The following is a 26209-nucleotide window of genomic DNA, read 5'->3' as shown; positions in this document are numbered from 1 at the left end:
AACAGAACCGGTGTAATTGGCCGTCATCGGGTGACAGTCTGCGTATTAACGTGATCGTTAAAACAAAAACAAAGCTCAAAATCCGGATTTAAAACGAATTGTCAGAAAAGTATAGGAGCCTGAAATTAAAATTCAATGACAAAAAAGGCCGTACCTGAGTACGGCCTGTAATTAGGAATATTCTTAATAGGAGGTGCAATCTATTGATTTTGTTCCGCAATAGTCACGGAGGTGCGCGAAGGGCGGCGCTGGATAATATAACCGCCGATGGTCAGTATCACCGTTGCCGCCATCACTGCTGTGGTGGAGAGCAGTGGCTCATGCATCAGGGCAGAAACGAGGAAACTGATCGCGGAGCATAAACCGAGCTGAATGGCATTCTGTAATGCTGCTGCTTTACCGCTGTGTTCCGGGTAAACCGCCAGGGCGTTTGATACCGCAATCGGGTAAGACGCGCCATTCATTGCTGCCATAAAGCAGAACGGGATCAGGATCGCCACCAGTGACGGGTTACCGAATTTTGCCATAGCATACAGGCCCACCATACTGACGGCGTAACCGGCCAGCAGGAACGGTAATAATGTTTTGCCGTTAATCCGCGACAACAGGGCACGGCAGCCGTAGCCCCCGACCATAAAGGCGATAGTCTGCGGAATGTAGCTCAGACCGATATCATTCGGGTTATAACCCATATCGCGCAGAATAAACGGCGAACCGGTCAGCCAGGCAAAGAAACCGGCGCTGCACGCGGCATAAATCAGCACGTTACCGCTGTAAACCGGGGATTTCAGCAGACGGAAGAAGGAAATTTTCTGTTTTTCCGTTTTGACCGCATCCGGCGCGATATGATGCTTTTCTTTCAGCATCAGGGTCGGGATCAGCACCAGCAGGGTGATACCGCCGAGCACGAGGAAAATTTCATGCCAGCCGCCGTGGTTGAGCAGCCATGCGCCCAGTAACGGTGCCAGTGCCGGAGAGAGTGCCACCAGCGGCATAATTGCGGCGAAAACACGCTGTGCGCGGTGATCGTCATAACGGTCGATAACCAGCGCCTGCCAGGTGACAGCGGCAGAGCAGACACTGACGGCCTGTACAAAACGCAGTAATAATAACTGGGCAGGGGTGGAAACCCAGACCATGGCCAGACAGCTCAGGGCAAACAGGCTCAGGCCCATCAGCAGAACCGGCTTACGGCCGATTTTATCGGAGAGCGGTCCCCATAACAGCTGACCGATGGCAAAACCGACCAGGAAGATACTCAGACTGGCGCTGATTGCGCTGGCTGTGGAGTTCAGAGAGTCCTGCATCATACCGAATGCAGGCAGATACATATCAATCGCGAGATAACCCAGCATGCTGAGTCCGGCGAGATAAAAGAGAAAGCCGCGGGAAGGCGATTTATTGACAGTCACAGAGAAATACCTGAATGTTAAATAAGTGTAATGCGTGAGTTAGTATTTTAACTATTCGAGTTTTCCCTTGTAAAACGTTATTATTTGCACACTGCTGTGAAATTTTTTGAAAGGAAGGATTATGTGGTCAGAATATACGCTGGATGTGGTGGATGCTGTGGCGCGGACAGGCAGTTTCAGTGCGGCGGCAGAGGAACTGCACCGGGTGCCTTCTGCCATCAGCTACAGTGTCCGCCAGCTGGAAGAGTGGCTGGCGGTTCCGCTGTTTGAACGGCGTCACCGCGATGTTGAACTGACACCTGCCGGGGCGTTGTTTGTCAAAGAAGCGCGTGATGTCATCAAAAAAATGAAATCCACACGTCACCAGTGCCAGATGATTGCCAACGGCTGGCGCGGACAATTCAGCATCGCCGTTGACTGTATCGTAAAACCGGAACGGATAACGCGACTTCTGCTGGATTTTTATCATCATTTCCCGGATATCGAGTTGTATATTTATCCGGAAGTGTTTAACGGGGTGTGGGATGCGCTGGTGGACAGACGGGTGGATGTGGCAATCGGTGCGACACGCGCATCCCCTATCGGCGAGCGCTATAATTTCCGCGATATGGGCTTTATGCCGTGGCGTGCGGTGGTCAGTCCGGATCATCCGCTGGCCTCTGCCGGTCATGTCCTGACCAATGAGGAGATGGTGCCGTACCCGAGTTTGTGTCTGGAAGATACCTCACGTTCTCTGCCGAAACGCGATACGTGGGCACTGGATAATCAGCGCCGCCTGGTGGTGCCGGACTGGGATCGCGGGATTGCCTGTGTGGAATCGGGATTGTGTGTGGCAATGATGCCGGCACACCGCGCCGATCCGCTGATTAAAGAGGGGCGGCTGACAGCGCTGAAGATAGAGCAGCCGTTGCCGGACAGCCCGTGCTGTATCACCTGGGTAGATAAAGATACCTCTCCGGCACTGAGCTGGCTGCTCGATTATCTCGGGGACAGCAACACGCTCAATGCCGAATGGCTGCGCTGATCCTCAGCGGCGGTAATCGATAAACGGACCATCCGCTACAGAGCGGCGTTCCACCAGGCGCGGATGCACCTCAATGGTCTGCGCATCTTCGCGTTTGTTGACGATGCGGTCGAGCAGCATGGTCAGTGCCATTTGTCCCAGCCGCTCTTTCGGCTGGTGGATGGTGGTCAGGGCAGGGGTAAAGTAACGGGCGTTACGGATATTGTCATACCCGATCACAGAAATATCCTGCGGCACGCGCAGACCCATTTCATCAGCCGCGCAAATTGCGCCCATCGCCATAGCATCACCGCCGCAGAATACCGCTGTCGGGCGCTGTTTGCCGGATAAAATCTGTGTCATGGCCTGATAACCGGAATCCGGTTCAAAATCGCCCTGGACAATCCATTCATCGCGCACCGTAATACCTGCTTCTTTCATTGCTTTGCGGAATCCTTCCAGACGGTTGCCGCCGGTGTTCCGCTCAAGCGGCCCCGGAATAACCGCGATATCGCGGTGACCGCGTTCAATCAGATAACGGCCGGCGAGATAACCGCCGTGCAGGGCGTTATCAATGATCGCATCGGTGAAATCCCCGCGCGCTTTGCCCCAGTCCATCACCACCATCGGGATATTGCGGTAGCCTTCCAGCATGGCAATCAGCTGATCCGGGTACTCTGAACACATCACCAGCAGACCATCGACACGTTTCTGTGCCAGCATCGCCAGGTAGGCTTTCTGTTTGTCAGGATTATTGTGAGAGTTGCACAGCACCAGGGTATACCCTTTGCTGTAGCAGCTGTTTTCCACCGCCTCAATCACTTCCGCAAAATACGGCGCTTCACTGGAGGTGGCCAGCAGCCCGATGGACTTGGTGTTATTGACTTTCAGACTGCGCGCCACGGCGCTCGGTGAATAGTGCAGTTCTTTGATAGCAGCCCAGACAGCCGCCTTCGTTTCTTCCGCAACGAAACGGGTATTATTAATGACATGGGAGACGGTTGTGGTGGAGACGCCCGAGCGTTTAGCCACATCTTTAATCGTTGCCATGATGAAAACAACTCCTGACCTGCCGGTCTGTATTTTATTATTCGGTTAATCGATTGCTATTATAGTGCCATTATGCGGTAACAATAGAAAAATTTCTGTAAAAACAGGCATTGTTGTCTGATCCGGGTCAAAAGTAAAAAATATTACCTGTGCTATGGTTATTGATATGGTCAGCTATTCGGGTTTTCCGGTCAGACCATCCGTTTTAATTAATTTGATGATTCAGGATGTCAGGTAATCATCATCAGGTCACTAAGCAGCTATTTTGGAGATAAGAATGGATACAGATCTGAAATATGGTTTGTCAACCGCGGTTGCAGCACTGGTTATGATCGTATTATTTGCAACAATGCTTTTCTGATTCACCCCTTACAGTACAAAAGGGCGGAAAATTCCGCCCTTTTTTGATCAACTGTATTGTGTTACCGGATAATGTGTTTCCGGATTACGCCAGGTTTTCTTCCGCAAATTTCCAGTTCACTAATGCCCAGAAGTTTTCCAGGTATTTAGGACGGGCATTACGGTAGTCGATATAATAAGCGTGTTCCCAGACATCAACGGTTAAGATTGGTTTGTCGTTACCGCTGACCGGGGTTGCCGCGTTAGAGGTATTGACGATAGCCAGGCTGCCGTCTGCTTTTTTCACCAGCCATGTCCAGCCGGAACCGAAGTTTTTCACTGCGGAATCGGTAAACTGCTGTTTGAATTCGGCAAATGAACCGAACGCTTTGTTAATCACGTCAGCAATTTTACCGGTTGGTTCGCCACCGGCATTTGGTGCCAGGCAGTGCCAGTAGAACGTGTGGTTCCAGACCTGAGCAGCGTTATTGAAGATACCGGCATCAGAGGTTTTGATAATCTCTTCCAGTGATTTACCTTCAAATGCGGTGCCTTTGATCAGGTTATTCAGATTAACCACATAGGTGTTGTGGTGTTTGCCGTAGTGGTATTCCAGTGTTTCTTCAGAAATATAGGGCGCTAATGCATTTTTTGCATAAGGCAGTGCAGGTAATTCAAACGACATTGCATTCTCCTTGTTAAGGTTAAATCAGTAACCTCATCACAGACGGGTTACTGTTATTATTCTGCGAATTATCTTAACAAGTTTTGTCATAAAAAACAGCGTGAAATACCGGGGGGGTGTTATTCACATGGTGAAAGACAAAATCGCCCACAGAATGATATCCGTGATAATAAAGGCGATAAGCAGGGTGTACAGCTTATGGCGGCAGATCCAGTTATAATAGCGTTTCATTCTGTCTTCCCCGTATGACTGCGGAATCTTAAATATAACGGGTTTACCGGCTGAAATCCGCGCAAATTTAACAATTTTACAGAAAGCGTGACAACGACCGCCGTTTGTCAACCGGCCGCAGACCCTTTACAATCTCCGCTATGACAAAAGTACAAGAATGATCACGATGCTGGCAGACTATATTTCCCGCGCGATACAAAACCATACTGATTGCAATGTTATTTGTGACCATTATCAGAAAGATGAGCTCTCTGAAGTGATCCGGCGGGTCCGCAAATGGCAGTTCCGCGATGGTATTGAGCTGATGTGCAGTGAAGAGATAGAAACTACCGTGCAGACCGGTGACGAACAGTGCCCGGAACAGTGGATTGTCTGGACGGTCACGGGGGATAAAGCGAAAACAATTTCTCCGCGGCACAAAGAATTTTTCAGTCTGTGCCAGCAGGGTTACTGGCTGAAAATGCAGCTGGCCTGACGTGCCGGATACAATCCTGAAAATTACCGGTATAATTACCTGCAATATTAAACTGATTCAGAAAAGACAATGACAAAACTCACATTACAAGAGCAGATGCTGAAAGCCGGACTGGTGACCAGCAAAAAAATGGATAAAGTCCGCAGAACAGCAAAAAAATCACGCGTTCAGGCCCGTGAGGCCAGAGAAGCGGTGGAAGAGAATAAAAAAGCGCAGCTTGAGCGCGATAAGCAGCTGAGTGAGCAGCAAAAACAGGCTGTTTTATCCAGGGAATATAAAGCTCAGGTGAAGCAGCTGATTGAAATGAACCGGATTATTATTTCAAAAGGCAGTATTGATTTTAATTTCACCGACAATAACGTAATTAAAAGCATTACGGTGGATAAAACCACACAGTCTCAGCTGATCAGCGGCCGTCTGGCGATTGCCCGGTTAAGCACGGAAAACAGCAGTGTCAGTGAATATGCCATTATCCCGGCTATTGTTGCGGATAAAATCACACAGCGTGATGCGGAACGCATTGTATTAAATAATGCACTGGCGCAGGACGAAGCGGATGAAGACGACCCGTATGCTGATTTTAAAATCCCGGATGATTTGATGTGGTGATCCGCATCTGCCTGCTTTCCCTGTTCAGAACGGGCAGGGGCTGCGGGCAGTTACCGGTTCGCCGCTGACCGGATGCACAAAATCCAGCTCCCCGGCGTGCAGCATCAGCCGCGGAATATTTTCTGTGCCCGGCAATAATTTCCCGCCATAGAGATCACACCCCAGAATCGGACGGCCCAGATACTGACAATGAATGCGGAGCTGATGCGTGCGGCCGGTTTCCGGTGTCAGTGTCACCCGGGTTACCGGCAGAGAGAACCCGTCCTCAGTTTCATAATAAAAACGCTCAGTCACCTGATAATGTGAACGGGCCGGTTTCCCCCGGACAGCACATATCGTCATGCGCGGAAACAGCGCCGGATCTTTGGTAATCGCCGCATCAATTATTCCTTCATTCTCATTCAGATGCCCGCACAACAGGGCACTGTAACCTTTCTGCACAGTCCGTTCACTGAACTGACGGCAAAGCGCGGCATTGATGGTTTTGTTACGGGCCACCAGCAGCAGCCCGGAGGTGCCGAAATCCAGCCGGTGTACCAGTGTGCAGCCGGGAAACAGCTGTACCAGCCGGTAATGCACGGAATCCAGATTCTGTGGATTCTTTCCCGACAGACTGAGAAGGCCGGCAGGTTTGTTAATCAGCAGCAGGTGTTCGTCCTGATACAGAATATCGATCTGTTCCGGGCACGGCGGGGCGATAAAGGTATCGGTAATGTCAGACATCGGGTTATCCGGGTAAAAAGCGGAAGGGAATAATAACCAATTTTCAGTACAGTGGCGAATCATGTTGTCCGGTTATCCTATTGCGTAATTCTGCGGAATGATCAACGCTTATTATTAGTATTAATACGCAGAGGTTGTGTTATGCGCAGATTTACACAGGTATGCAATGCTGTATTGGTTATCACCGGACTTTTAGCGGTGCCGCTTTCATCTTATGCTGACCCGGGAAACGGCAAAGGGCATGGCAATCCTCACGGACAGTCCAAAAAACAAGGACATAAAGGCAACGGAAAAGAGAGCAGGGAGTTTGCGGATTCCGGCAACGGGATATCGCTGACACTGACTTACGGAGATGCGCGGAGAATTGCACTGGGAAGCGGATTGACCGGATACAGTGCGTTGCCGCCGGGAATAGCCAAAAATCTGGCCAGAGGAAAACCACTGCCGCCGGGTATTGCAAAGAAAGCGGTTCCTGCCTCTATGCTTGAGCAATTACCGCATTATCCGGGGTATGAATGGCGTATCGCCGGTAACGATTTAGTACTTATTGCGGTGAGTACCGCAATTGTCACATCAATTATTAATAATGTTTTTGATTAAGATATTAGCTTTATAGTTATAACGCCCCATAATGATGCGGGGCGTTATTTATATATGTTTATCTCATGCCGGACGGGTAAAGGCCAGCAGGGCACCGACCAGCATAAATAATGATCCGAACACTTTATTCATGGCGCGGGTCTGTGCCGGGCTTTTGATAAACACCGCGATTTGCCGTGCCAGTACGGCATACCCTGTCATGACAATAATATCAGCGGCAACGGTGGTGACACCCAGAATCAGATACTGCATCAGCTGAGGCTGGTGCGGCATAATAAACTGCGGAAACAGCGCCGCGAGAAAAACAATGCTTTTGGGGTTCGAGATATTCACCAGTACGCCATTCTGATACAGCTTTTTGCGTGACAGCGTTGCCGCCTGTGCACTCAGCTCAATAGTTCCCGCTGCCCGCCACTGGCGGATCCCCAGCCAGATAAGATAGGCCGCTCCTGCCCATTTCAGTATTTCAAAAGCAAGAACCGATTGTGACAACAATGTCCCCAGCCCGACACCGACCAGGATAATCAGCATCATCAGGCCGGTCTGCAACCCGGCAATGGCCGCAATCGCGCCCCGGTAGCCGTGATTGACAGAGGTCGTCATGCTGTTAATGGCACCTGCGCCGGGAGACAGACTGACAATAACGGATGTCATCAGATAGGCAAACCACCACTCAAAGGTCATTTTCAGCTCATCAGATTGTTAACAGAATATAATGTGCGGATTATGGCATTACCGCGTAAGATAAAAAATGACGGCGGTCTTGTTTATCAGAGGAAAATACCGTAAATGACGGATGTAATGACCGGTTTTTGCCGCGGCGTATTCAGCTGAAAATACACCGGATTGATCTCTCTGCCCGATTTTAACAGTATGTTAAAACCAATATCGCTTTGCAGTGAAAAGTGGTATTCTGCGGGTAAGTTAACACCGGTACTAACCGATCTGAAGTGAAGGACGTTTTACATGACGACGACTATTGAAAAAATCGAACGCCAGATTAAAGAAAACCCGATTCTGCTGTATATGAAGGGCTCTCCGAAGCTGCCGAGCTGCGGTTTTTCCGCACAGGCTGTGCAGGCGCTGGCTGCCTGTGAAGAGCGTTTTGCTTATGTGGATATTCTGCAGAATCCGGATATCCGTGCTGAATTACCAAAATACGCTAACTGGCCGACGTTCCCGCAACTGTGGGTTGACGGTGAGCTGGTCGGCGGCTGTGATATCATTATGGAAATGTTCCAGCGCGGTGAATTACAGCCACTGATTAAAGAAACCGCAGCAAAATACCGGACTGAAAACGAAGAATAATCACGTCCCGTACTGTTTAGAAAAGCCCTGCAGTGTCACCGCTGCGGGGCTTTTGCTTTTCTGATGGCGGTGAAATGAAAGTTGTCCGGGCTGTTATTTTCTAGAGTAGGGGCGTTAATTACACAGAAAGGAAAAAAAATGCAGCCAACATCAGCAGGACAAAATGTTATTTTAACCGGGTATATTTCATACAGCGGGCCGGGACCTGCGCTTGGTACACTGACTGAAGATACGGCAGCAAGAGTCCCCGGGCTGGCTGAGCGATTCAGCGGCATTTGCAACAGCGTGGCAGATTTTTTTATGTCAGCAAAAGGGAAAGTGAATAACTCACTGCATCAGTTAGGTGACCGGATAAAAAATATCTCTTTCTGTTGCGAAAAAACGGAAATACGAGCGGAAACGCCGCCCCCGCCTGTGCAGATTCCGTTGTTTTCTCAGATTTTACTTGAGTCAGCAAAAGAATGTCTGCCAAAGCATCTGGATATACTGGCAGGTAAACTTGAGAATAACGAACCTCTGCAACCGGACATGCTGGTAAGTATCTCTGGTGGTCCGCTGAGGGGGATTATTACCCAGCTCAGTTCCATAAACGGGAAAATATATGAACCGGGTTCTGAAGGTATCCGTGAAGAATCGGGAAATCTGCTGAGAAAGGAAGTGGCTCAGGAGGAATTCTCTCAGCTTGGCAGTATCGCTGATTTGGGCAAAGCAAAAGAGTATCTTGCCAGACCGGGATTTGAAGCGATATTCCGTGAAAGTGTTGGTCAGGTGATATCCGAAATCCGCGGGAAAATCCTTCCGGAACTGATGAAACTTTAATCAGCGGATATATTGCCCGCATTAATGACAATATAGCGAAAAACGCCACCCTGACGGTGGCGTTTTCTCACTGATTACTGTCTGCCGCCGGCGGCCAGCCGCCCAGTTTCTTCCAGCGGTTGACGATGTCACAAAAGAGCAGGGAGGTACGGTCGGTATCATAAGCCGCACCGTGGGCTTTTTTGCTGTCGAACGGGATACCTGCGGTGATACAGGCTTTTGCCAGAATGGTCTGGCCCAGAGACAGTCCGCTTAATGCGGCGGTATCAAAGGTGGCAAACGGATGAAACGGATTGCGTTTCAGTCCGCAGCGTTCTGCCGCTGCCATCACAAAGCTGTGATCAAAATTTGCATTGTGCGCCACGATAATCGCCCGCTTGCAATCCGCATCTTTCATGCCTTTGCGGACCATTTTGAAAATGGCATGCAGCGCTTCATATTCTGTTACCGCATTACGCTCCGGGTCGGCCGGATTAATACCGGTAAATGCCAGAGCGGCGGGATCAAGGTTTGCACCCTCAAAAGGCTGCACATTAAATTCAAGCCGCTGATCCGGCATCAGCCAGCCGTTGTTATCCATTTTGACGGTAATGGCGGCAATTTCCAGCATCCCGTCCGTTCTGGCATTAAAACCGCCGGTTTCAACATCAATAACGACAGGATAATAGCCGCGGAAACGTGCGCTCAGAGTATTGTGATTTTGATTTTCAGACATGGGACTCTTAATTAAACAAACAAAACGCACTATTCTAGCGCGGCTTGCCGGAGGGAGAAAGGGCTGAGCCGGAAAAGAAGGATCGTTCGGATCCTTCTTACGGAGTCACTCAGTTACCGAGAGCAGCCCCGGCACTTTTATTTTCAATTAATTCAATCTTATAGCCGTCCGGGTCTTCCACAAACGCGATAATAGTGGTACCGCCCTTAACCGGACCGGCTTCACGGGTCACATTCCCGCCCGCCTTGCGGATAGCATCACAGGTCGCCGCGACATCATCCACGCCGAGTGCGATATGGCCGAATGCCGTTCCCATCTCATAGGAATCCGTGCCCCAGTTATACGTCAATTCGATAACAGAGCCTTCACTTTCGTCACTGTAACCCACGAAAGCCAGAGAATATTTATATTCCGGGTTTTCACTGGTGCGCAGTAAACGCATGCCGAGAACCTTAGTGTAAAAATCGACAGAACGTTGCATATCACCCACGCGGAGCATGGTATGGAGTACACGCATAAAGTAACCTCTCAGAGTGCTTTCAGTTATTTATCAGTAATGGCTCACACTATAACGTGATAATTGACTACAATTCAAATTATCAGGATGCTGATGGTTACAGGATAACCATTACCTGTCCGGCAGGGCATCAGACAAAAGGACATCAGCCGATGGCAGAACAACTTCACTTTTTTGATATCCCTTCACCTTGTGTGGGAATATGTCAGATGAATGAAAAAGGCTACTGCCGGGGATGCTACCGGAGCCGTGATGAGCGTTTTCAGTGGCTGTCACTGAGTAACGCACAAAAAGAAAATGTGATTCGGCTGTGCCGTCAGCGTCGTTACAGAGCCGCAAAAGGGGACTCACCACCGGAAGCGCCATCCGGACAGCTGGATTTATTTTAAATAAATAATTATAAATCTATATATTAGACATGAATTAATGTATGGATGTTATTTAGCACAAAGGATTTATGTTGCAGATAAATAATATTTTTAAGTTCATCTTTATTTATAATCAAGAATGAAATTATATAAATTAAATATAAAATTACCGCCTTATCCATCATGGCGATGATGTTTCATTAACTCACTGTTTAATATTGAAAATATCATATATCAATTATTTTTTGTTAAAAATAAAATGGTGGTTATGTAAAAAAATATAGATCCGTTCAGTGATGATCGCTATTCTTAATGTGAAACAAGTTCATCAGCTTAATCAATTAAATTTGTATAAAAAGCTAATTATTTCGTGCCTATTAAATTGACTATGACATAAGCATGAACTGTTTTTGTCACACAGCAATATTGCGTCCGCTGTTAATAAACACCGCAGCGCTGCGCTTCTTTTTTCGGGTGATTGAAAGACATGATGGCGTGTATATGCGTCCGTACCGTATTCACATAAGGAGAAATTTGTGGAGTTAACATTGGGATCAGACTTAGCGAGGTTAGTGCGGATTTGGCGATCACTGATTGACCACCGGCTCAAACCACTGAAACTCACACAGACACACTGGATTACACTCTACAATATCAGCCTGCTGCCGCCGGATCAGTCTCAGATTCAGCTGGCAAAAGCGATTGGTATTGAACAGCCGTCGCTGGTCCGCACGCTGGATCAGCTGGAAGAAAAGCGGTTAATCACACGACATATCTGTATTAATGACCGCAGAGCGAAACGGATTAAACTGACGGAGGAATCAGAACCTTTTATTCGTGAGGTGGACGCGGTAATTGAAAAAACACGGCGTGAAATTCTGGGCGGGATCACGCAGGATGAATTATATACGCTGGCGGAGATTGTCAGAAAACTGGACAATAATATCGTACAGTTGCACAACCGTAACTGACGGCAGGTAATAAAAAAGGCGAAACAGTTGTTTCGCCTTTTGCCGGTAAACCGTGAAAATTAACGCGGAGATACGGTATAGGTTGAACCGGATTTCGCGATACGGACACGCTGACCGACGGAGAACGGGGTTTTACCTTGTTTCTGTACAACAACAATGATTTCGCCGTTATCCTGTTTCAGTTCCAGCTCAACACCGGAAGTGTTGTTCATTGCTGCCTGAACGTTCTGGCCTGCAACACCACCAGCAATTGCACCTGCTGCGGTAGCCAGGGTCTGACCGGTGCCGCCGCCGACAGTGCTGCCTAAAATACCACCCAGAATTGCACCACCGGCCGCACCGAGGATATTTTCGTCACTGCCGCCCTGGATAGTTACCGGACGGGCGCTCATCACTGTACCATAGGTAACGGTCTGAACACGTTTCGCCTGGTCTGCACTATAAGTGTCACCACTCAGTGTGTCCATATTCACACAACCGGAAAGGGCCACGACGGCAAATACACCGACGAGAAAACGCTTATACATACTTAACTCCTGATTATTGTATTCACAGATTCAGATGTGTTCATTATCTGTAGTGTAATATCTTATCTATTATCGCAGAATAATTTAGCATTAAAAACGTTTTATTTTCATCTTCATTAGGAACAGCTTAAAGCGAAACGTTCCGGCGGCAAGGTAAATCCTCTTATTTCACAAATGTGAAGCGTGCATCAGAATGAGGATTAAGTGGGGTCACGGTACGAAAAGGGGTGAATCTGCGGAGCGCCCTGATTATAGTAGTCACACGGAATATGAATACTATATTTTTATCAGACGGTTATTGATTAAAAGGAACAGGTTATGCGTTCGGGACGTTATATCGGCGTGATGTCAGGAACCAGCCTTGACGGGGTGGATGTTGTTCTGGCTGCGATTAATGATTCAGTGGTGGCGCAGCAGGCGGCGTATTCGCATCCGTTTCCGCACGCGCTGAAAAAGCGCATACTGGCGGTATGTCAGGGACAGCAGACGACACTGTCAGAAATCGGCCGTCTGGATTATGAACTGGGCACACTGTTTGCTGACGCTGTCGGCGGGCTGCTGGCACAAACCCGGCTGAATCCGCAGGATATTGCCGGCATCGGCTGTCACGGACAGACCGTCTGGCATGAGCCGGACAGCGAAACACCTTTTACCATGCAGCTCGGGGATAACAACAGGGTTGCCGCGCTGACCAATATCATGACAGTCGGGGATTTCCGCCGCCGTGATATGGCTTACGGCGGGCAGGGCGCGCCGCTGGTGCCCGCCTTTCATCAGGCGGTGCTCGGTGTGGCGGATGAAAAACGGATTATCCTGAATATCGGCGGGATCGCTAATATCACCACACTGATTCCGGGGGCGGAGGTCAGAGGGTATGACACCGGACCGGGCAATATGCTGATGGACAGCTGGACATGGCGGCACCGTGCCGAGCCGTATGATAAAGACGGTGAATGGGCGAAAAGCGGGCACGTTAATCAGGACTTACTGGCACAGATGCTGAGTGATCCCTATTTCCGCCGTCCGGCACCGAAAAGTACCGGGCGTGAATATTTCAATATGCAGTGGCTGACCACACAACTGGATAATTTCCCCGGCCTGAAACCGGAGGATGTGCAGGCGACCCTGCTGGTACTGACCACTGTCAGTATCAGTGAGCAGGTTACGCTGTGCGGCGGCTGTGAGCGCCTGCTGGTATGCGGCGGCGGTGCACGCAATCCGCAGATTATGGCGCAGTTATCCGCACAGTTGCCGGGCACTGAAGTCAGCCCGACCGATAAGTACGGCCTGAGCGGCGATGATATGGAAGCTCTGGCATTTGCCTGGCTGGCGGCGCGGACACTGGCCGGTGAACCCGGTAATCTGCCGTCTGTCACCGGCGCAGACCGGGAAACCGTATTGGGCGCGGTATATCCTGTTATCCGCCGGCAGCCGTAATAAAAGACAACACAGTTTCAGTTATTAAAAAGAATAAGAGGATAAAAGGCATGTCAGATGAGTTTACTGACGTTGCGGATCTGCGACGTGAATACACCAGAGGGGGCTTGCGCCGCCGTGATCTCAGCGACGACCCGCTGGAAATGTTCGAACGCTGGCTTAAACAGGCGTGTGAGGCAAAACTGACCGACCCGACTGCGATGTGTGTGGCGACCGTGGATGAAACCGGCCAGCCGTATCAGCGTATTGTGCTGCTCAAGCACTTTGATAAAGACGGGCTGATTTTCTACACCAATATGGGCAGCCGCAAGGCGCAGCATCTGGCAAAAAATCCGAAAATCAGTGTGCATTTCCCGTGGTACAGCCTGGACAGACAAGTCTGTTTCCTCGGCGAGGTGGAGCGCTTATCCACACTGGAAGTAGTAAAATATTTCCACAGCCGGCCGAAAGACAGCCAGATTGCCGCATGGGCATCTCAGCAATCCTCACGGATTTCCGCACGCGGTATTCTGGAAGGCAAATTTCTTGAGCTGAAACAGAAATTTAAGCAGGGTGATGTTCCGCTGCCGAGCTTCTGGGGCGGTTTCCGGATTAAATTCAGTTCTGTTGAGTTCTGGCAGGGCGGTGAACACCGTCTGCATGACCGCTTCCTGTACACCCGTACCGCAGACGGCTGGGATATTGACCGCCTCGCGCCGTAACCGGTTGTTGTCAGAATTTCTTCAGTAAAATCATTTTAATTGCTGGCACTTCACGGAGTGCCGCTTTATGCTATAGCCTTCATATTTCCAATCCACTATTTTTGCATAGACAAAACAGAACTGACGGAGTCATTGATGTCTGGTACGAACCTGATAAAACAACTGCAAGAGCGGGGCCTCATTGCCCAGGTTACGGATGAAAAAGCGTTAGCAGAGAGACTGGCGCAGGGCCCGATCTCCCTCTATTGCGGTTTCGATCCGACCGCTGACAGCTTGCATTTGGGCCACCTGGTTCCGTTGCTGTGCTTAAAGCGTTTCCAGTTAGCCGGGCACCGTCCGGTGGCACTGGTCGGTGGGGCCACGGGGCTGATTGGCGACCCGAGCTTTAAAGCAACGGAACGCAAACTGAATACACAGGATACGGTTCACGGCTGGGTGGATAAAATCCGTCAGCAGGTTTCCCCGTTCCTCGATTTTGACTGCGGTACGAACAGTGCTATCGCGGCAAACAACTATGACTGGTTCGGCTCGATGGATGTGCTGACCTTCCTGCGTGATATCGGTAAACACTTCTCTGTGAACCAGATGATCAACAAGGAAGCGGTTAAGCAGCGCCTGAACCGCGATGATGTCGGTATTTCATTCACCGAATTCTCTTACAACCTGTTGCAGGGTTATGACTTCGCCCGTCTGAATAAAGATCACGGCGTTGAGCTGCAGATCGGCGGTTCTGACCAGTGGGGTAACATCACCTCCGGTATCGATTTAACCCGTCGTCTGAACCAGCAGCAGGCCTGGGGTCTGACCGTTCCGCTGATCACCAAATCTGACGGTACCAAATTCGGTAAAACTGAAGGCGGCGCGGTATGGCTGGATCCGAAGAAAACCAGTCCGTACAAATTCTACCAGTTCTGGATCAACACTGCGGATGCGGACGTCTATCGTTTCCTTAAATTCTTCACCTTTATGAGCCTCGAAGATATCGATGCACTGGAAGCGGAAGACAAAGCCAGCGGCAAAGCACCGCGTGCCCAGTACGTTCTGGCAGAGCAGGTGACAAAACTGGTTCACGGCGAAGCTGGGCTGACGGCTGCCCGTCGTATCACTGACAGCCTGTTCAACGGCGATGTATCAAGCCTGACTGAAGATGACTTCGCGCAGCTGGCGCAGGATGGTATGCCGCATATCGAACTGGACAGCGATGCGGATTTACAGCAGGCGCTGGTGGTTGCGGAACTGGTTCCGTCACGCGGTCAGGCCCGTACCATGATCGGCTCCAATGCGGTGTCTCTCAACGGCGAAAAACAGTCTGATGCGGAATACCGCTTCACTGACAGCGACAAGCTGTTCGGACGTTACACTCTGCTGCGCCGGGGCAAAAAACATTACTGTCTGATCTGCTGGAAATAATAGTTTACGGTAATCAAGGGCAACGAAGGTTGCCCTTTTTGATCTGTCAGCAGGATCTTTTCTGTTTCACAGAATATGATATGCACAGTAATAATAAAAAATCAGGTTGTATCAATGAAAAATATTCTCTCTATCCAGTCCCATGTTGTGTATGGTCACGCCGGTAACAGTGCGGCTGAATTCCCGATGCGCCGCATGGGCGTTAATGTCTGGCCGCTGAATACCGTCCAGTTTTCTAATCACACACAGTATGCACAAGGCTGGACCGGCTGCGTGATGAGCGCAGAGCACATCACGGAGATTGTGGACGGCATTGATAAAATCGATCAGCTGACCCGCTGTGATGCGGTGCTCAGCGGCTACCTCGGCTCGGCAGAGCAGGGCAAGCGTATCCTGGATGTGGTGAAAAAAGTCAAAACCCGCAATCCGCAGGCATGGTATTTCTGTGACCCGGTCATGGGACATCCGGAAAAAGGCTGTATCGTCGCACCGGGAGTGGCGGATTTCCTGTGTCAGGAAGCACTGGCAGTCAGCGATATGATCGCGCCGAACCTGCTGGAGCTGGAAACCCTGAGCGGAAAAACCATTCACAATGTGGGCGAAGCCGTTGCCGCTGCCCGTGAACTGTGCAAAAAAGGGCCGCGTCTGGTACTGGTCAAACACCTGTCCCGCGCCGGTTACCGCGCTGACCGTTTTGAAATGATTCTGGTCACTGCTGAACACGCCTGGCATGTCAGTCGTCCGCTGGTGGACTTTGGCGAGCGTCAGCCGGTTGGTGTGGGTGATTTAACCAGTGGTCTGATGCTGGTGAATCTGCTGAAAGGCGAAGAGTTGCCGAAAGCACTGGAACATGTGGCTGCCGCTGTGTATGAAGTGATGCTGAAAACCAAAACCATGAATGAGTACGAACTGCAACTGGTTGCGGCTCAGGATGAAATGGTGCTTCCGACACACAAATTCTGCGCTGAACAGATCGACTGAGCCGGTCTGAACACCGTATCAGCATAAAAAAACGCCGGATTTGAATTGTCCGGCGTTTTTGTTTCTGCACATCAGAAAGATTAAATCAGACCTTCCGCTTCCATCGCATCCTGCACATGCGGACGATGGGCAATTTTCGCCAGATACGCCTGTAAATGCGGATACGGCTCAAGTGAAATCTTCAGATGCGGAGCCCAGCCGCAGACAGTAAACAGATAAGCATCCGCTACGGTAAAACTGTTGCCGGTAATATACGGGCTTTTCGCCAGCACGCCGTCCACATAGGCAAACTTATTCATCAGATTGCGCAGCGCAATTGGCCGGTAATCTTCCGGGGTTTCCGGAGAGAACAGCGGGCCGTAGCTTTTATGCACTTCGCTGGCAATATAGTTAAGCCATTCAATCTGGTGATAACGTTCCATCGTTCCCGCCGGGGCAATAAGCTTACGATCCGGTTTCTGATCAGCAAGATACTGCACAATCGCCACACCTTCGGTCAGCAGCTGACTGTCACTGATACTCAGTGCGGGGACTTGTCCTTTCGGATTAATTTTCAGGTAATCATCACCGTTTTCGGTTTTTTTTGCTTTCAGATCGACACGGACCAGGGAAAAATCCAGACCGGTTTCACGCAAAATAATATGGGGTGACAGTGCACAACTTCCCGGGGTATAGAACAATTGCATGGTATGCTCCTCAGTTAAAACAAAAGAACGGACATGGCAGTAGTGATGAAGTATAGACCGGTATTCGCGGGCGGGATGTATTCAGAATGCGAATTATTTGTCGGTTAACGCCATCTTTCCATATAATCGCCACAGATTCAATTTATGGGAAGACTTTGTAATTCATTGTTACAAAACACTAAAAGGTAAAGCACACATGAATAAAATCCGTATCGGGATCGCCGGACTGGGCGGGATAGCACAAAAAGCGTATTTACCGGTTCTGACCAGAACGGATAACTGGGTGCTGTCCGGCGGTTTTTCGCCGAATCAGGAAAAAGCGCGTCAGGTTTGTGATGCGTATCGCTTTCCTCTGTTTTCGTCACTCCGCGCGCTGGCAGATCAATGCGATGCCGTGTTTGTTCACAGCAGTACAGAGAGCCATTTTCAGGTTGTCAGCGAATTACTGAATGCAGGATGCCATGTGTATGTTGATAAACCGCTGGCAGCATCGTATGAACAATCAGAGGCACTCGTCAGCCTGGCGGAGAAAAAACAGCGGGCACTGATGGTCGGGTTCAACCGGCGCTTTTCACCGTTTTATCTGCAGCTCAGAGAACAGATTGCCGGAAAAGCGGCATCGATCCGTATGGATAAACACCGCAGCAACAGCGTCGGCCCGCATGATGTGGCTTTTACGGTGACCGATGATTATCTGCATATCGCGGATACTCTGCTCTGGCTGGGACGGGATGGTAATGCGGCACTGAAAAGCGGCCATATGCAGGTGAATGAGGAAAATCAGCTGCTGTATGCGGAACACCATTTACAGACAGATAACGGCATCTGGCTGACAGCCTCCATGCACCGCTGTGCGGCGAGTCAGCGGGAGCAGGTCAGTGTGACCGGACGTGACGGCTGTTATCAGGTGACGGATATGAATCACTGGCGCAGTGAAACTGCCGCCGGGATACAGGAACAGCATCCGAAAGCGTGGGATCCGGTACTGGTTCAGCGCGGGTTTGACGGTGCGGTGCGGCATTTTATCGAATCTGTTGCCAATCAGACACAACCGCTGGTCAGCGGCGAAGAGGCGCTTTATGCGCAGCGGCTGACGGAGAAATTGCTGACAGGCCGGTAATTAAAAGAAGTGCTCTCTGAAAGTGCGGGGAACAGCTGACAGCAGGCAAAACGAAAAGACGCTGTAAACACCTCCCTGTGCGCTCAGGCGCGTCATCCATGACGCGCATGCTTTTCGTCCGCTTGCCTGCTGTCAGCTGATTGACCTGTCCGGCGGTGATATTAATGGAAAGCCGGACAGAAGCAGGATTACTTCAGTTCCAGCTCATTCATTGCCGCGATACTGAAACCGCCGTCAACATGCAGGATTTCACCGGTAATACCGCCGGCCAGATCAGAGCAGAGGAACGCTGCCGCGTTACCCACATCTTCTGTGGTGACTGTACGGCGCAGCGGGGTGACTGCTTCACAGTGCGACAGCATTTTGCGGAAATCTTTAATACCGGATGCTGCCAGTGTACGGATAGGACCGGCAGAAACCGCATTAACACGGATGGTTTCTTTCCCCATCGCGTTCGCCATATAACGGACGTTCGCTTCGAGAGAGGCTTTAGCAAGACCCATGGTATTGTAGTTCGGGATAGCGCGCTCCGCGCCCAGGTAAGAGAGGGTCAGCAGGGCGGAATTCGGGTTCAGCATACTGCGGCAGGCTTTTGCCATCGCCACAAAACTGTACGCGCTGATGTCGTGAGCAATACGGAAGCCTTCACGGTTTACCGCATCCACATAGTCGCCGTCCAGTTGGTCAGCCGGGGCAAAGCCGATAGAGTGAACAAAACCGTCAAATTTCGGCCAGACTTTGGCTAATTCCGTGAACAGATTTTCAATACTTTCATCTTCTGCCACATCGCAAGGCAGAACGATGTAGGAACCCAGAGACTGAGCGAACTCTTCAACACGGGGTTTCAGCTTGTCATTCTGGTAGGTGAATGCAAGTTCCGCCCCCTGGTCACGCATTGCTTTGGCAATACCGTAAGCAATCGATAATTTGCTTGCAACCCCTGTGATCAGGATGCGTTTACCGGTCATAAAACCCATAGCAGTTTCCTTGTGTTTTCTCTGTCACCTTCTGCGCCGCAACCCGGCAGGTGACACGTTTAGTAAAAATCCGGCTGATGTTAACAGGTTACCGGAAATTGAGATGTAACCGGCCTGAATTATCAGAATACCGGCAGTTAATCCACATCCTGGCGCCAGGCTTCGGCGGACAGTGCTTCACCAAAGTGGCTGGTGATAAGGCGGCGTGTGACATCGTGCAGCGGGGATGCCAGTACCTCGGCAGTGTTACCGCGCTCGACAACTTCACCGTTGTGCATCACCAGTATCTGGTCACTGACATGTTTTGCCATGCCCAGATGCTGTGTGACATAAATATAGGCAATTTTTTGCGTTTCCTGGAGTTCAAGGATCAGATTTATGATCTGTGAACGTAATGACATATCCAGAGAGGCGAGCGCTTCATCCGCCACAATCACTTCCGGCTGCAGAATCAGGGCGCGGGCGAGGGCCACACGCTGTTTCTGTCCGGAAGCCAGCATGTGAGGATAGTAATCCGCGTGATCCGGCAGCAGACCCACCTGACGCAGTGTTGCGTTAATCCGCAGACGTCGCCCGGCAGCATCGAGATCTGTATTGAGCATCAGCGGCAGCTCAAGGATTTGCCCCGTGCGCTGGCGCGGATTAAGCGAGGTGGCCGAATCCTGGAATATCATGCGGATGCGCTGGCTGCGGTAGCTGTAATCACCAAACGTCAGTTTGTGTTTGTCGATCAGGATTTCCCCGCCACTCGGTTCGATCATCCCGGATAACATCCGCGCGAGGGTGGATTTGCCGGAGCCGTTTGCGCCGGTAATGGCAAGTGTCTGGCCGGGTTGCAGTGTAAAACTGACCGGTTTGACCGCCTCAAGCTGATGACGGCGGAAAAAACCATCCCGGTAACGGAAGGTTTTGCTCAGGTTTTTGACTTCCAGCAGCGGACCGGGCATCACACATCCTCCATATTCAGCGGGAAGTGGCAGGCAAAACTGCGGTTTTTGACTGTCCGCAGACGCGGCGCGTCAATACACACTTTCTGAGCATACGGACAGCGCGGCCCCAGGCGGCAGCCGACCGGCAGATGCTCCAGTGACGGAATCGCGCCCGGCAGGGTATTCAGGCGGCATTTGTGTGCCAGTGCCTTTTCAAAATCAGGGATAGCCCGCATCAGTGCCTGAGTATACGGGTGATGGGGTTTGAGCAGAAGGTCATCCGGCTCGGCACTCTCCACGGTCTGGCCGCAGTAGAGCACATTAATGCGATCCACCAGCTGGCTCATTAACTGCAAATCGTGGCTGATCAGCAGGATGGTCATATTGTTGTTCTGGTTCAGCCGGGTCAGCAGGCGGAAAATCTGCGCCTGAGTATCGGGCTCCATGGCGTTGGTCGGCTCATCGGCGATCAGCAGGCGCGGCTGATTGGCCAGCGCAATTGCAATCATCACCTTCTGGCATTCCCCTTCGGTCAGTTCGTAGGGGTAGCTGCTCATCACATCTTTGTGATCCTTAATACCGACACGGTGCAGCAGCTCAATCGCCCGGCGCTTACGCCAGTTAAAGCGTTGCCACCAGCGGCCTTTGTATGTCCAGCCGGGGATGGACTGAATCAGCTGTTTACCGATATTTTCTGACGGATCCAGACAGGATTGCGGCTCCTGGAAAATCATCGACACATTGTGGCCGATCACCCGGCGGCGCTGGCGGGGTGTGAGTTTCAGCAGATCGATATCATTAAACCGGAAGCGGTCTGCCGTTACGCGCAGATTATCTTTGGTGATACCGGCAATCGCTTTGGCGATCAGACTTTTACCGGAACCGGATTCCCCGGCCAGGCCGCGGAACTCCCCTTCGGTCAGGGATAATGTCACGCGGTCAACGGCTTTGACCGGCCCTGCGGCAGTCATAAATTCAATGGTTAAATTGCGGATATCCAGTAACGGCATTATTCAACCCCCGCATTAATAGCACGCTGTAACCCGGTACCGAGCAGATTCACCAGCAGAACACTGATAAGGATGGCGGTTCCCGGCAGAAGTACGGTCCAGGGCGCCACATAAATCAGTTCCAGAGAATCCCCGAGCATCGCTCCCCATTCCGGGGACGGCAGTTGTGCCCCCAGCTCGAGAAAACCGAGCGCGGCAATATCAAGGATAGCAATGGACAGAGCGCGCGTCAGTTCGGTGACGGTCACGGCACTGATATTCGGCAGCACAGTATGGATCAGAATATTGAGGTTGGACGCGCCGTCGAGCCGGGCGGCAATAACATATTCCTTATCAAGCTCATCATGTACTGCGATATAAATCATCCGCACAATACGCGGCAGCAGTGCCAGTGCCACGGCAATCATGGCGTGGCTGAGACTGGCGCCAAAAAAAGCCACCACAATAATTGCCAGCAGCAGAGAGGGCAGCGCCAGCAGGGTATCAAACATATGGTTAAAAATGGCTGAGCGCAGACCGGTGGTCATCCCTGCCAGACAGCCGATGATAATCCCGGCGACGGCGGCAATGACGGTAACCAGCAGTGCACCGCCGAAGGTGGATTGTGTACCGAGGATCAGACGGCTGAAAATATCACGGCCGAGATCATCCGTACCGAGGAAGAAGGCGACATTCCCGTAATGAGACCAGGAAGGCGGCAGCAACTGATGACCGGCAAATTGCTGGTCGAGCGCATAAGGGGCTATCCAGGTGCCGCCGATCGCCAGCGCAATCAGAAACAGCACGCCGTAAAAACCGATCATAGCCGGAATATCTGCAGTGAAATGCTGCCAGATAACCCGCCCCGGTGACGGCATCCGGTCTTCACGGTAGAAATTATCTGAAGGCATACCATTCCTTATGTTTCAGCGGGCTGCTGACGGCACCCAGAATATCCGACAGCATATTGATAATCATCACCATAGTGCCGACCAGCATGACACCGGCGGAAATCGCGGCAAAGTCCTGCTGGCGGATTGCGGTGATCAGCCAGCGGCCGATTCCCGGCCAGTTAAAGACCACTTCTGTGACCATCGCCAGCGTCAGCATGGTGGAAAACTGTAACCCGAGTTTCGGGATCACCGGCGGCAGCGCATTGTGCAGCACATGACGGCGGATAATGGTCAGCCGGGATAAACCACGGATAGCGGCGGCTTTAATATAGTTCTGGCTGATAATCTCTTCGGTACTGGTGCGCATCAGGCGGATAACTTCCGTCATCGGCGCAATGGACAGCGTGATCACCGGCAGCACCATGTGAGACAGCACATTGAGGATCATCGCCTGACGGTATGGTGAATCCGACAGCCAGGCATCAATCACCGCAAATCCGGTAACCGGTGTTAAATCATACAGCAGGTCAATGCGTCCGGAGACCGGCAGCCAGTCCAGCCGCAGAGAGAAGAACAGGGTAAGCAGCAGTGCCAGCCCGAATACGGGAATCGAAAACCCGACCAGCGCAAAGGTGCTGATGGCGATATCCGCCATTTTATTACGCCAGACCCCGGCAATAATCCCGGCGGGAATACCGACCACCAGCGCCAGCAGAAACGCCAGGCCGCACAGCTCCAGGGTGGCGGGCAGTGCTGCCCACAATTGCCGGCTGACCGGCTCACCGTTAATCACGGAACTGCCGAAGTCCCATGAAAACAGACTCTTATAGTAGAACAGTACCGCATCCGTCAGAGAAGCGCCGCTCAGCGGTGCATTTGCCGGGAAGTAACTCAGGCTGAAACTGAGCACCGACAGAAAACAGAGCGTGATCAGCACCAGCAGCAGACGGCGCAGAATAAAAATAATCATGGTTCAGCCTCCGGCTCCGGGTCATCCCCGGTATCACGGTAGACACCGGCAAAAGAGGTATTACCGAATGCGCTCAGTACCAGCCCTTTAATATCATAGCGGAATGCCTGTAACCGCAGTGAGTAGGCCAGCGGCAGTACCGGCAGATCCTGTGCCAGAATCTGCTGTGCTTTGTGATAATACTCAATCCGGCTGCTCAGTTGCTGCTCAAGCAGCGCCTGGTGGATCACATCATCAAATTCCGGGGAACACCAGTGGCTGAGGTTGGTTTGCGAACCGATAGCCGCACAGCTGAGCAGCGGACGGAAAAAACTGTCCGGGTCATTACTGTCGGTTGACCAGCCTGCAAGGGTAATATCGTGGCTGCGATCCATCAGGCTGTTTTCCTGAAAACGCCCCTCAACCGGGCGGATATTCATTTTTATCCCGACACGGGCCAGATCCGCCTGAATCAGCTCGGCCATTTTCAGCGGGCTGGGGTTGTAAGACTGCGAGGCGGTCGGTACCCAGAGATTCAGCGTCATACCGCTCAGTCCCAGCTCATTGAGCATTGCTTTGGCTTTTTCGGGATTATATTCCGTCACCCTGGTCTGGTTATCATACGCCCAGGAGACGCGCGGCAGAATAGACGCAGCAGTTTCCGCCGTGCCGTAATAGATGGATTTCATCAGGCGCTCATTATTAATTGCGAAAGCAATCGCACGGCGCGCCTGCGGATTATTAAACGGCGGTTTGCTGGTATTAAACGCCAGATACGCGATATTCATTCCCGGGCGCAGCATCAGGCTCAGGCGCGGGTCATCGCGCAGCACCTGTAGCTGGCTGGCGGCGGGATAGGCCAGCACATCACACTCACCGGTGATCAGTTTTGACATCCGTCCGGTGCCGCCCGCCCCGAGATCAACCACCACTTCCTGCATGCGGGGTTTGCCTTTGCGGTAATTATCATGGCGCTGCAGACGGACAAACTGGCCGCTCTGGTAATCATCCAGATAATACGGCCCGGTGCCGACCGGTTTCCAGTCGAGCTGTTCCTGACGGCGGGCTTTCAGCAGGTTATCGGCATACTCTTTGGACAGAACCGGCGCGTAATGGGTTGCCAGATGCCACAGGAAGGAAGCGTCCGGCGTATTCAGTTTAAATTCAACGGTATAATTATTGATTTTGCGGATGGATTTAACATTGGACGCGAACTGCAGACTGTCAAAATAAGGATAGCGGCCGCCGTTGATATAGTGATACGGGTTCTGTTTATCCACCACGCGGGAAAAGCTGAACACCACATCATCCGCATTCATTTTGCGGGTCGGTTTAAACCAGTCAGTAGTCTGAAAATCGGTATCACGGCGCAGATAAAAACGGTAGGTCGCGCCGTTATCCAGCACTGTCCAGCGGGCGGCCAGTTCCGGGATCAGGCGGTAGGTGTAAGGGTCAACATCCAGCAGGCGATCGTAAATCTGTGCCGCCAGCGGCTCGACAATCAGCCCGCTGCTGGCCAGCTGCGGGTTAAATGTACTGACGTTGCCGTTCACACAATAGACAAAACCGGTATCGCGGACCGGCGGCAGCGGAGCGGCCTGAGCCGTGACCGGTTTTACCGGCTGGTCTGTCTGCGGGGCAGGAGCGGCGGCAAAGCCTGAAACAGGCAGGAGAACCGCACAGGCCCGGATAATCCAATGGCGCATAAATCAGTTACCGTTAAAAATGAACAGGGCATTGTATCGCAATTTGTGCGACTAACCAAAAACGGAAGCATTTAATCCGGTTGCGGGCTGCCGGCATGTTTTTTCAGTAATCCGCGAAACTGATGATAGGTCAGATTCAGCAGTTGTGCTGCTTCCCGCTGATTAAACTGCGCGCGCTGTAATGCGGCATCCAGCGCGTCCTTCTCCTGTGTGTGCTGCCACTGCTTCAGGGAGAACGGCAGCGGCGGCAGAGCCTGTGCTTCCGTGTCCGCTGAAAGCACCGGCGAGGTGACAAACGGATTGATCACCAGTTCTGCCAGCGGTTCGGTGGTCTCTCCCTGACGGTACAGGGATCGCTCAATCACATTTTTCAGCTCACGGATATTGCCCGGCCAGTGATAGCTCTGCATCTGCTGCAGGGCGTGCGGGGAGAAACCGGCAAAAAACGGCGTGCCCATCTCCTGACACATCTGCACAGCAAAATGACCGGCGAGTTCGGTCAGGTCGCGCGGGCGCTCGCGCAGCGGCGGGATATTGACGACATCAAAGGCCAGCCGGTCGAGTAAATCGGCGCGGAATTTTCCCTCTGCCGCCAGCGCCGGTAAATCCGCATTAGTGGCGCAGACAATCCGTACATCCGCTTTCAGGGTCTGCTGTCCGCCGACGCGCTCAAATTCCCCGTATTCAATTACCCGCAGCAGCTTTTCCTGCACGGTCAGCGGCGCAGTACCCAGTTCATCAAGAAACAGTGTGCCGCCGTCCGCTCTCTCAAAACGGCCCTGATGGCGGCGCTGAGCCCCTGTAAAAGCCCCGGATTCATGTCCGAACAGCTCGGAATCGAGCAAATTATCGTTAAGTGCCGCACAATTCAGCGCAATAAATGGCTCATCCCAGCGGGGAGAGAGATAATGAAGACGGTGAGCAAATAATTCTTTACCGGTACCCCGTTCTCCGCAAATCAGTACCGGCCGGGCAATTTTTGCCAGCCGCGACACTTTTTCCAGTGCATCGAGGAAGGTATTATCAATACCGATCAGGGTTTCTGTATTATTTTTCATGATTAATTTGACCACTAAATG

Annotated in this window: 30 protein-coding genes; 14 read left to right on the top strand and 16 right to left on the bottom strand. The window is 51.4% G+C overall.

Going from position 1 to position 26209, the window contains the following annotated elements; all coding sequences use genetic code 11:
- Nucleotides 1-200 precede the first annotated feature (200 nt).
- Nucleotides 201-1412 (bottom strand): purine nucleoside transporter PunC, encoded by a 1212-nt coding sequence (punC, locus tag X965_RS05445; protein ID WP_004239098.1) that lies wholly within the window; start codon nucleotides 1410-1412, stop codon nucleotides 201-203.
- A gap of 121 nt (nucleotides 1413-1533) precedes the next feature.
- Between punC and punR the strand changes: the two genes are divergently transcribed.
- On the top strand, nucleotides 1534-2436 hold the full coding sequence (gene punR / locus X965_RS05440) for a DNA-binding transcriptional activator PunR (RefSeq protein WP_004239099.1): 903 nt from the start codon (nucleotides 1534-1536) through the stop codon (nucleotides 2434-2436).
- A gap of 3 nt (nucleotides 2437-2439) precedes the next feature.
- Here the strand turns inward: punR and purR are convergent, their stop codons facing one another.
- A complete protein-coding gene (gene purR / locus X965_RS05435; protein ID WP_004235455.1) occupies nucleotides 2440-3465 on the bottom strand; it encodes an HTH-type transcriptional repressor PurR in 1026 nt (341 codons plus the stop codon).
- 277 nt (nucleotides 3466-3742) lie between these two features.
- On the opposite strand from purR, the gene X965_RS19915 reads away from it, so the two are divergent.
- Nucleotides 3743-3826, top strand: coding sequence for a YnhF family membrane protein (locus X965_RS19915; protein WP_108695365.1), 84 nt, complete (start codon nucleotides 3743-3745; stop codon nucleotides 3824-3826).
- A gap of 84 nt (nucleotides 3827-3910) precedes the next feature.
- Here X965_RS19915 and sodB read toward each other — a convergent pair whose 3' ends face one another.
- Nucleotides 3911-4489 carry a superoxide dismutase [Fe] gene (sodB, locus tag X965_RS05430; protein ID WP_004235459.1) on the bottom strand — a complete coding sequence of 193 codons (579 nt, stop codon included), beginning with the start codon at nucleotides 4487-4489 and terminating at the stop codon, nucleotides 3911-3913.
- A 388-nt stretch (nucleotides 4490-4877) separates the two neighbouring features.
- Here sodB and X965_RS05420 point away from each other — a divergent pair, with 388 nt between their 5' ends.
- The gene (locus X965_RS05420) at nucleotides 4878-5195 is read left to right on the top strand and encodes a hypothetical protein (protein ID WP_004235469.1); all 318 of its coding nucleotides are present in this window, start codon (nucleotides 4878-4880) and stop codon (nucleotides 5193-5195) included.
- A gap of 69 nt (nucleotides 5196-5264) precedes the next feature.
- The gene (locus tag X965_RS05415; RefSeq protein WP_036417327.1) at nucleotides 5265-5804 is read left to right on the top strand and encodes a DUF2058 domain-containing protein; all 540 of its coding nucleotides are present in this window, start codon (nucleotides 5265-5267) and stop codon (nucleotides 5802-5804) included.
- A 24-nt stretch (nucleotides 5805-5828) separates the two neighbouring features.
- Here the strand turns inward: X965_RS05415 and X965_RS05410 are convergent, their stop codons facing one another.
- A complete protein-coding gene (locus tag X965_RS05410; RefSeq protein ID WP_036417325.1) occupies nucleotides 5829-6527 on the bottom strand; it encodes an RluA family pseudouridine synthase in 699 nt (232 codons plus the stop codon).
- A gap of 141 nt (nucleotides 6528-6668) precedes the next feature.
- Between X965_RS05410 and X965_RS05405 the strand changes: the two genes are divergently transcribed.
- Nucleotides 6669-7127: an anti-virulence regulator CigR family protein gene (locus X965_RS05405; protein ID WP_004239106.1), complete on the top strand. Its 459-nt coding sequence runs from the start codon at nucleotides 6669-6671 to the stop codon at nucleotides 7125-7127.
- 63 nt (nucleotides 7128-7190) lie between these two features.
- Here the strand turns inward: X965_RS05405 and rhtB are convergent, their stop codons facing one another.
- Nucleotides 7191-7811 carry a homoserine/homoserine lactone efflux protein gene (gene rhtB, locus X965_RS05400; RefSeq protein WP_036414975.1) on the bottom strand — a complete coding sequence of 207 codons (621 nt, stop codon included), beginning with the start codon at nucleotides 7809-7811 and terminating at the stop codon, nucleotides 7191-7193.
- Between the two features lie 282 nt (nucleotides 7812-8093).
- Here rhtB and X965_RS05395 point away from each other — a divergent pair, with 282 nt between their 5' ends.
- Nucleotides 8094-8435 (top strand): Grx4 family monothiol glutaredoxin, encoded by a 342-nt coding sequence (locus X965_RS05395; protein WP_004235478.1) that lies wholly within the window; start codon nucleotides 8094-8096, stop codon nucleotides 8433-8435.
- A gap of 81 nt (nucleotides 8436-8516) precedes the next feature.
- Nucleotides 8517-9254, top strand: a complete 738-nt coding sequence (locus X965_RS05390; RefSeq protein ID WP_240336407.1) for a hypothetical protein — start codon at nucleotides 8517-8519, stop codon at nucleotides 9252-9254.
- A 67-nt stretch (nucleotides 9255-9321) separates the two neighbouring features.
- On the opposite strand, the gene rnt is transcribed toward X965_RS05390, so the two are convergent.
- Nucleotides 9322-9969 carry a ribonuclease T gene (gene rnt, locus X965_RS05385; RefSeq protein WP_004235480.1) on the bottom strand — a complete coding sequence of 216 codons (648 nt, stop codon included), beginning with the start codon at nucleotides 9967-9969 and terminating at the stop codon, nucleotides 9322-9324.
- Nucleotides 9970-10078: 109 nt separating this feature from the next.
- Nucleotides 10079-10486: a lactoylglutathione lyase gene (gloA, locus tag X965_RS05380; RefSeq protein ID WP_004235481.1), complete on the bottom strand. Its 408-nt coding sequence runs from the start codon at nucleotides 10484-10486 to the stop codon at nucleotides 10079-10081.
- 152 nt (nucleotides 10487-10638) lie between these two features.
- Here gloA and X965_RS05375 point away from each other — a divergent pair, with 152 nt between their 5' ends.
- Together X965_RS05375 and slyA are read left to right on the top strand one after the other, a co-directional pair.
- Nucleotides 10639-10875 carry a DUF1289 domain-containing protein gene (locus X965_RS05375; protein ID WP_004235482.1) on the top strand — a complete coding sequence of 79 codons (237 nt, stop codon included), beginning with the start codon at nucleotides 10639-10641 and terminating at the stop codon, nucleotides 10873-10875.
- 515 nt (nucleotides 10876-11390) lie between these two features.
- Entirely contained in the window at nucleotides 11391-11825 is a 435-nt protein-coding gene (slyA, locus tag X965_RS05370) for a transcriptional regulator SlyA (protein ID WP_015422751.1), read from the top strand.
- Between the two features lie 59 nt (nucleotides 11826-11884).
- Here slyA and X965_RS05365 read toward each other — a convergent pair whose 3' ends face one another.
- On the bottom strand, nucleotides 11885-12352 hold the full coding sequence (locus tag X965_RS05365) for a glycine zipper 2TM domain-containing protein (RefSeq protein ID WP_004235484.1): 468 nt from the start codon (nucleotides 12350-12352) through the stop codon (nucleotides 11885-11887).
- Nucleotides 12353-12670: 318 nt separating this feature from the next.
- On the opposite strand from X965_RS05365, the gene anmK reads away from it, so the two are divergent.
- From anmK to pdxY, 4 genes are all read left to right on the top strand, one after another.
- The gene (gene anmK / locus X965_RS05360) at nucleotides 12671-13789 is read left to right on the top strand and encodes an anhydro-N-acetylmuramic acid kinase (RefSeq protein WP_036417322.1); all 1119 of its coding nucleotides are present in this window, start codon (nucleotides 12671-12673) and stop codon (nucleotides 13787-13789) included.
- Between the two features lie 50 nt (nucleotides 13790-13839).
- The gene (pdxH, locus tag X965_RS05355) at nucleotides 13840-14490 is read left to right on the top strand and encodes a pyridoxamine 5'-phosphate oxidase (RefSeq protein WP_036408124.1); all 651 of its coding nucleotides are present in this window, start codon (nucleotides 13840-13842) and stop codon (nucleotides 14488-14490) included.
- A gap of 135 nt (nucleotides 14491-14625) precedes the next feature.
- Complete coding sequence (gene tyrS, locus X965_RS05350; protein WP_032098097.1) at nucleotides 14626-15900, top strand: tyrosine--tRNA ligase; 1275 nt, start codon at nucleotides 14626-14628, stop codon at nucleotides 15898-15900.
- Between the two features lie 114 nt (nucleotides 15901-16014).
- Complete coding sequence (pdxY, locus tag X965_RS05345) at nucleotides 16015-16881, top strand: pyridoxal kinase PdxY (RefSeq protein ID WP_036417321.1); 867 nt, start codon at nucleotides 16015-16017, stop codon at nucleotides 16879-16881.
- An 80-nt stretch (nucleotides 16882-16961) separates the two neighbouring features.
- Here pdxY and gstA read toward each other — a convergent pair whose 3' ends face one another.
- Nucleotides 16962-17567 (bottom strand): glutathione transferase GstA, encoded by a 606-nt coding sequence (gene gstA, locus X965_RS05340; RefSeq protein WP_024473226.1) that lies wholly within the window; start codon nucleotides 17565-17567, stop codon nucleotides 16962-16964.
- Nucleotides 17568-17763: 196 nt separating this feature from the next.
- On the opposite strand from gstA, the gene X965_RS05335 reads away from it, so the two are divergent.
- Nucleotides 17764-18687, top strand: coding sequence for a Gfo/Idh/MocA family protein (locus tag X965_RS05335; RefSeq protein ID WP_036417319.1), 924 nt, complete (start codon nucleotides 17764-17766; stop codon nucleotides 18685-18687).
- Between the two features lie 188 nt (nucleotides 18688-18875).
- Here X965_RS05335 and fabI read toward each other — a convergent pair whose 3' ends face one another.
- The 7 genes from fabI to pspF form a co-directional block, all read right to left on the bottom strand.
- Entirely contained in the window at nucleotides 18876-19664 is a 789-nt protein-coding gene (gene fabI, locus X965_RS05330) for an enoyl-ACP reductase FabI (protein WP_004235495.1), read from the bottom strand.
- A gap of 137 nt (nucleotides 19665-19801) precedes the next feature.
- On the bottom strand, nucleotides 19802-20611 hold the full coding sequence (gene sapF, locus X965_RS05325) for a putrescine export ABC transporter ATP-binding protein SapF (RefSeq protein ID WP_004235496.1): 810 nt from the start codon (nucleotides 20609-20611) through the stop codon (nucleotides 19802-19804).
- A complete protein-coding gene (gene sapD, locus X965_RS05320) occupies nucleotides 20611-21603 on the bottom strand; it encodes a putrescine export ABC transporter ATP-binding protein SapD (RefSeq protein WP_004235497.1) in 993 nt (330 codons plus the stop codon). The genes sapF and sapD overlap by 1 nt, the downstream gene beginning before the upstream one ends.
- Entirely contained in the window at nucleotides 21603-22493 is an 891-nt protein-coding gene (sapC, locus tag X965_RS05315; RefSeq protein WP_004235498.1) for a putrescine export ABC transporter permease SapC, read from the bottom strand. The genes sapD and sapC overlap by 1 nt, the downstream gene beginning before the upstream one ends.
- A complete protein-coding gene (gene sapB / locus X965_RS05310) occupies nucleotides 22480-23445 on the bottom strand; it encodes a putrescine export ABC transporter permease SapB (RefSeq protein WP_036417316.1) in 966 nt (321 codons plus the stop codon). Before sapB ends, sapC begins: the two co-directional genes overlap by 14 nt.
- Complete coding sequence (gene sapA / locus X965_RS05305) at nucleotides 23442-25130, bottom strand: ABC transporter substrate-binding protein SapA (RefSeq protein ID WP_036417314.1); 1689 nt, start codon at nucleotides 25128-25130, stop codon at nucleotides 23442-23444. Before sapA ends, sapB begins: the two co-directional genes overlap by 4 nt.
- Before the next feature lie 71 nt (nucleotides 25131-25201).
- Complete coding sequence (pspF, locus tag X965_RS05300; RefSeq protein ID WP_036417364.1) at nucleotides 25202-26188, bottom strand: phage shock protein operon transcriptional activator; 987 nt, start codon at nucleotides 26186-26188, stop codon at nucleotides 25202-25204.
- Nucleotides 26189-26209: the final 21 nt, after the last annotated feature.

Origin of the sequence: Morganella sp. EGD-HP17 (assembly GCF_000512315.2) — a bacterium.
Classification (GTDB): domain Bacteria; phylum Pseudomonadota; class Gammaproteobacteria; order Enterobacterales; family Enterobacteriaceae; genus Morganella; species Morganella morganii.
Note: the sequence above shows the minus strand (reverse complement) of the source record. Positions and strands in the feature narration are given on the sequence as shown.

Excerpts from the sequence above, each read along its gene's own strand:
- punR (WP_004239099.1), top strand. The coding sequence starts at position 1,534 with ATGTGGTCAGAATATACGCTGGATGTGGTGGATGCTGTGGCGCGGACA.
- purR (WP_004235455.1), bottom strand. The coding sequence starts at position 3,465 with ATGGCAACGATTAAAGATGTGGCTAAACGCTCGGGCGTCTCCACCACA.
- X965_RS19915 (WP_108695365.1), top strand. The coding sequence starts at position 3,743 with ATGGATACAGATCTGAAATATGGTTTGTCAACCGCGGTTGCAGCACTG.
- sodB (WP_004235459.1), bottom strand. The coding sequence starts at position 4,489 with ATGTCGTTTGAATTACCTGCACTGCCTTATGCAAAAAATGCATTAGCG.
- X965_RS05420 (WP_004235469.1), top strand. The coding sequence starts at position 4,878 with ATGATCACGATGCTGGCAGACTATATTTCCCGCGCGATACAAAACCAT.
- X965_RS05415 (WP_036417327.1), top strand. The coding sequence starts at position 5,265 with ATGACAAAACTCACATTACAAGAGCAGATGCTGAAAGCCGGACTGGTG.
- X965_RS05410 (WP_036417325.1), bottom strand. The coding sequence starts at position 6,527 with ATGTCTGACATTACCGATACCTTTATCGCCCCGCCGTGCCCGGAACAG.
- X965_RS05405 (WP_004239106.1), top strand. The coding sequence starts at position 6,669 with ATGCGCAGATTTACACAGGTATGCAATGCTGTATTGGTTATCACCGGA.
- rhtB (WP_036414975.1), bottom strand. The coding sequence starts at position 7,811 with ATGACCTTTGAGTGGTGGTTTGCCTATCTGATGACATCCGTTATTGTC.
- X965_RS05395 (WP_004235478.1), top strand. The coding sequence starts at position 8,094 with ATGACGACGACTATTGAAAAAATCGAACGCCAGATTAAAGAAAACCCG.
- rnt (WP_004235480.1), bottom strand. The coding sequence starts at position 9,969 with ATGTCTGAAAATCAAAATCACAATACTCTGAGCGCACGTTTCCGCGGC.
- gloA (WP_004235481.1), bottom strand. The coding sequence starts at position 10,486 with ATGCGTGTACTCCATACCATGCTCCGCGTGGGTGATATGCAACGTTCT.
- X965_RS05375 (WP_004235482.1), top strand. The coding sequence starts at position 10,639 with ATGGCAGAACAACTTCACTTTTTTGATATCCCTTCACCTTGTGTGGGA.
- X965_RS05365 (WP_004235484.1), bottom strand. The coding sequence starts at position 12,352 with ATGTATAAGCGTTTTCTCGTCGGTGTATTTGCCGTCGTGGCCCTTTCC.
- anmK (WP_036417322.1), top strand. The coding sequence starts at position 12,671 with ATGCGTTCGGGACGTTATATCGGCGTGATGTCAGGAACCAGCCTTGAC.
- pdxH (WP_036408124.1), top strand. The coding sequence starts at position 13,840 with ATGTCAGATGAGTTTACTGACGTTGCGGATCTGCGACGTGAATACACC.
- tyrS (WP_032098097.1), top strand. The coding sequence starts at position 14,626 with ATGTCTGGTACGAACCTGATAAAACAACTGCAAGAGCGGGGCCTCATT.
- pdxY (WP_036417321.1), top strand. The coding sequence starts at position 16,015 with ATGAAAAATATTCTCTCTATCCAGTCCCATGTTGTGTATGGTCACGCC.
- gstA (WP_024473226.1), bottom strand. The coding sequence starts at position 17,567 with ATGCAATTGTTCTATACCCCGGGAAGTTGTGCACTGTCACCCCATATT.
- X965_RS05335 (WP_036417319.1), top strand. The coding sequence starts at position 17,764 with ATGAATAAAATCCGTATCGGGATCGCCGGACTGGGCGGGATAGCACAA.
- fabI (WP_004235495.1), bottom strand. The coding sequence starts at position 19,664 with ATGGGTTTTATGACCGGTAAACGCATCCTGATCACAGGGGTTGCAAGC.
- sapF (WP_004235496.1), bottom strand. The coding sequence starts at position 20,611 with ATGCCCGGTCCGCTGCTGGAAGTCAAAAACCTGAGCAAAACCTTCCGT.
- sapD (WP_004235497.1), bottom strand. The coding sequence starts at position 21,603 with ATGCCGTTACTGGATATCCGCAATTTAACCATTGAATTTATGACTGCC.
- sapC (WP_004235498.1), bottom strand. The coding sequence starts at position 22,493 with ATGCCTTCAGATAATTTCTACCGTGAAGACCGGATGCCGTCACCGGGG.
- sapB (WP_036417316.1), bottom strand. The coding sequence starts at position 23,445 with ATGATTATTTTTATTCTGCGCCGTCTGCTGCTGGTGCTGATCACGCTC.
- sapA (WP_036417314.1), bottom strand. The coding sequence starts at position 25,130 with ATGCGCCATTGGATTATCCGGGCCTGTGCGGTTCTCCTGCCTGTTTCA.
- pspF (WP_036417364.1), bottom strand. The coding sequence starts at position 26,188 with ATGAAAAATAATACAGAAACCCTGATCGGTATTGATAATACCTTCCTC.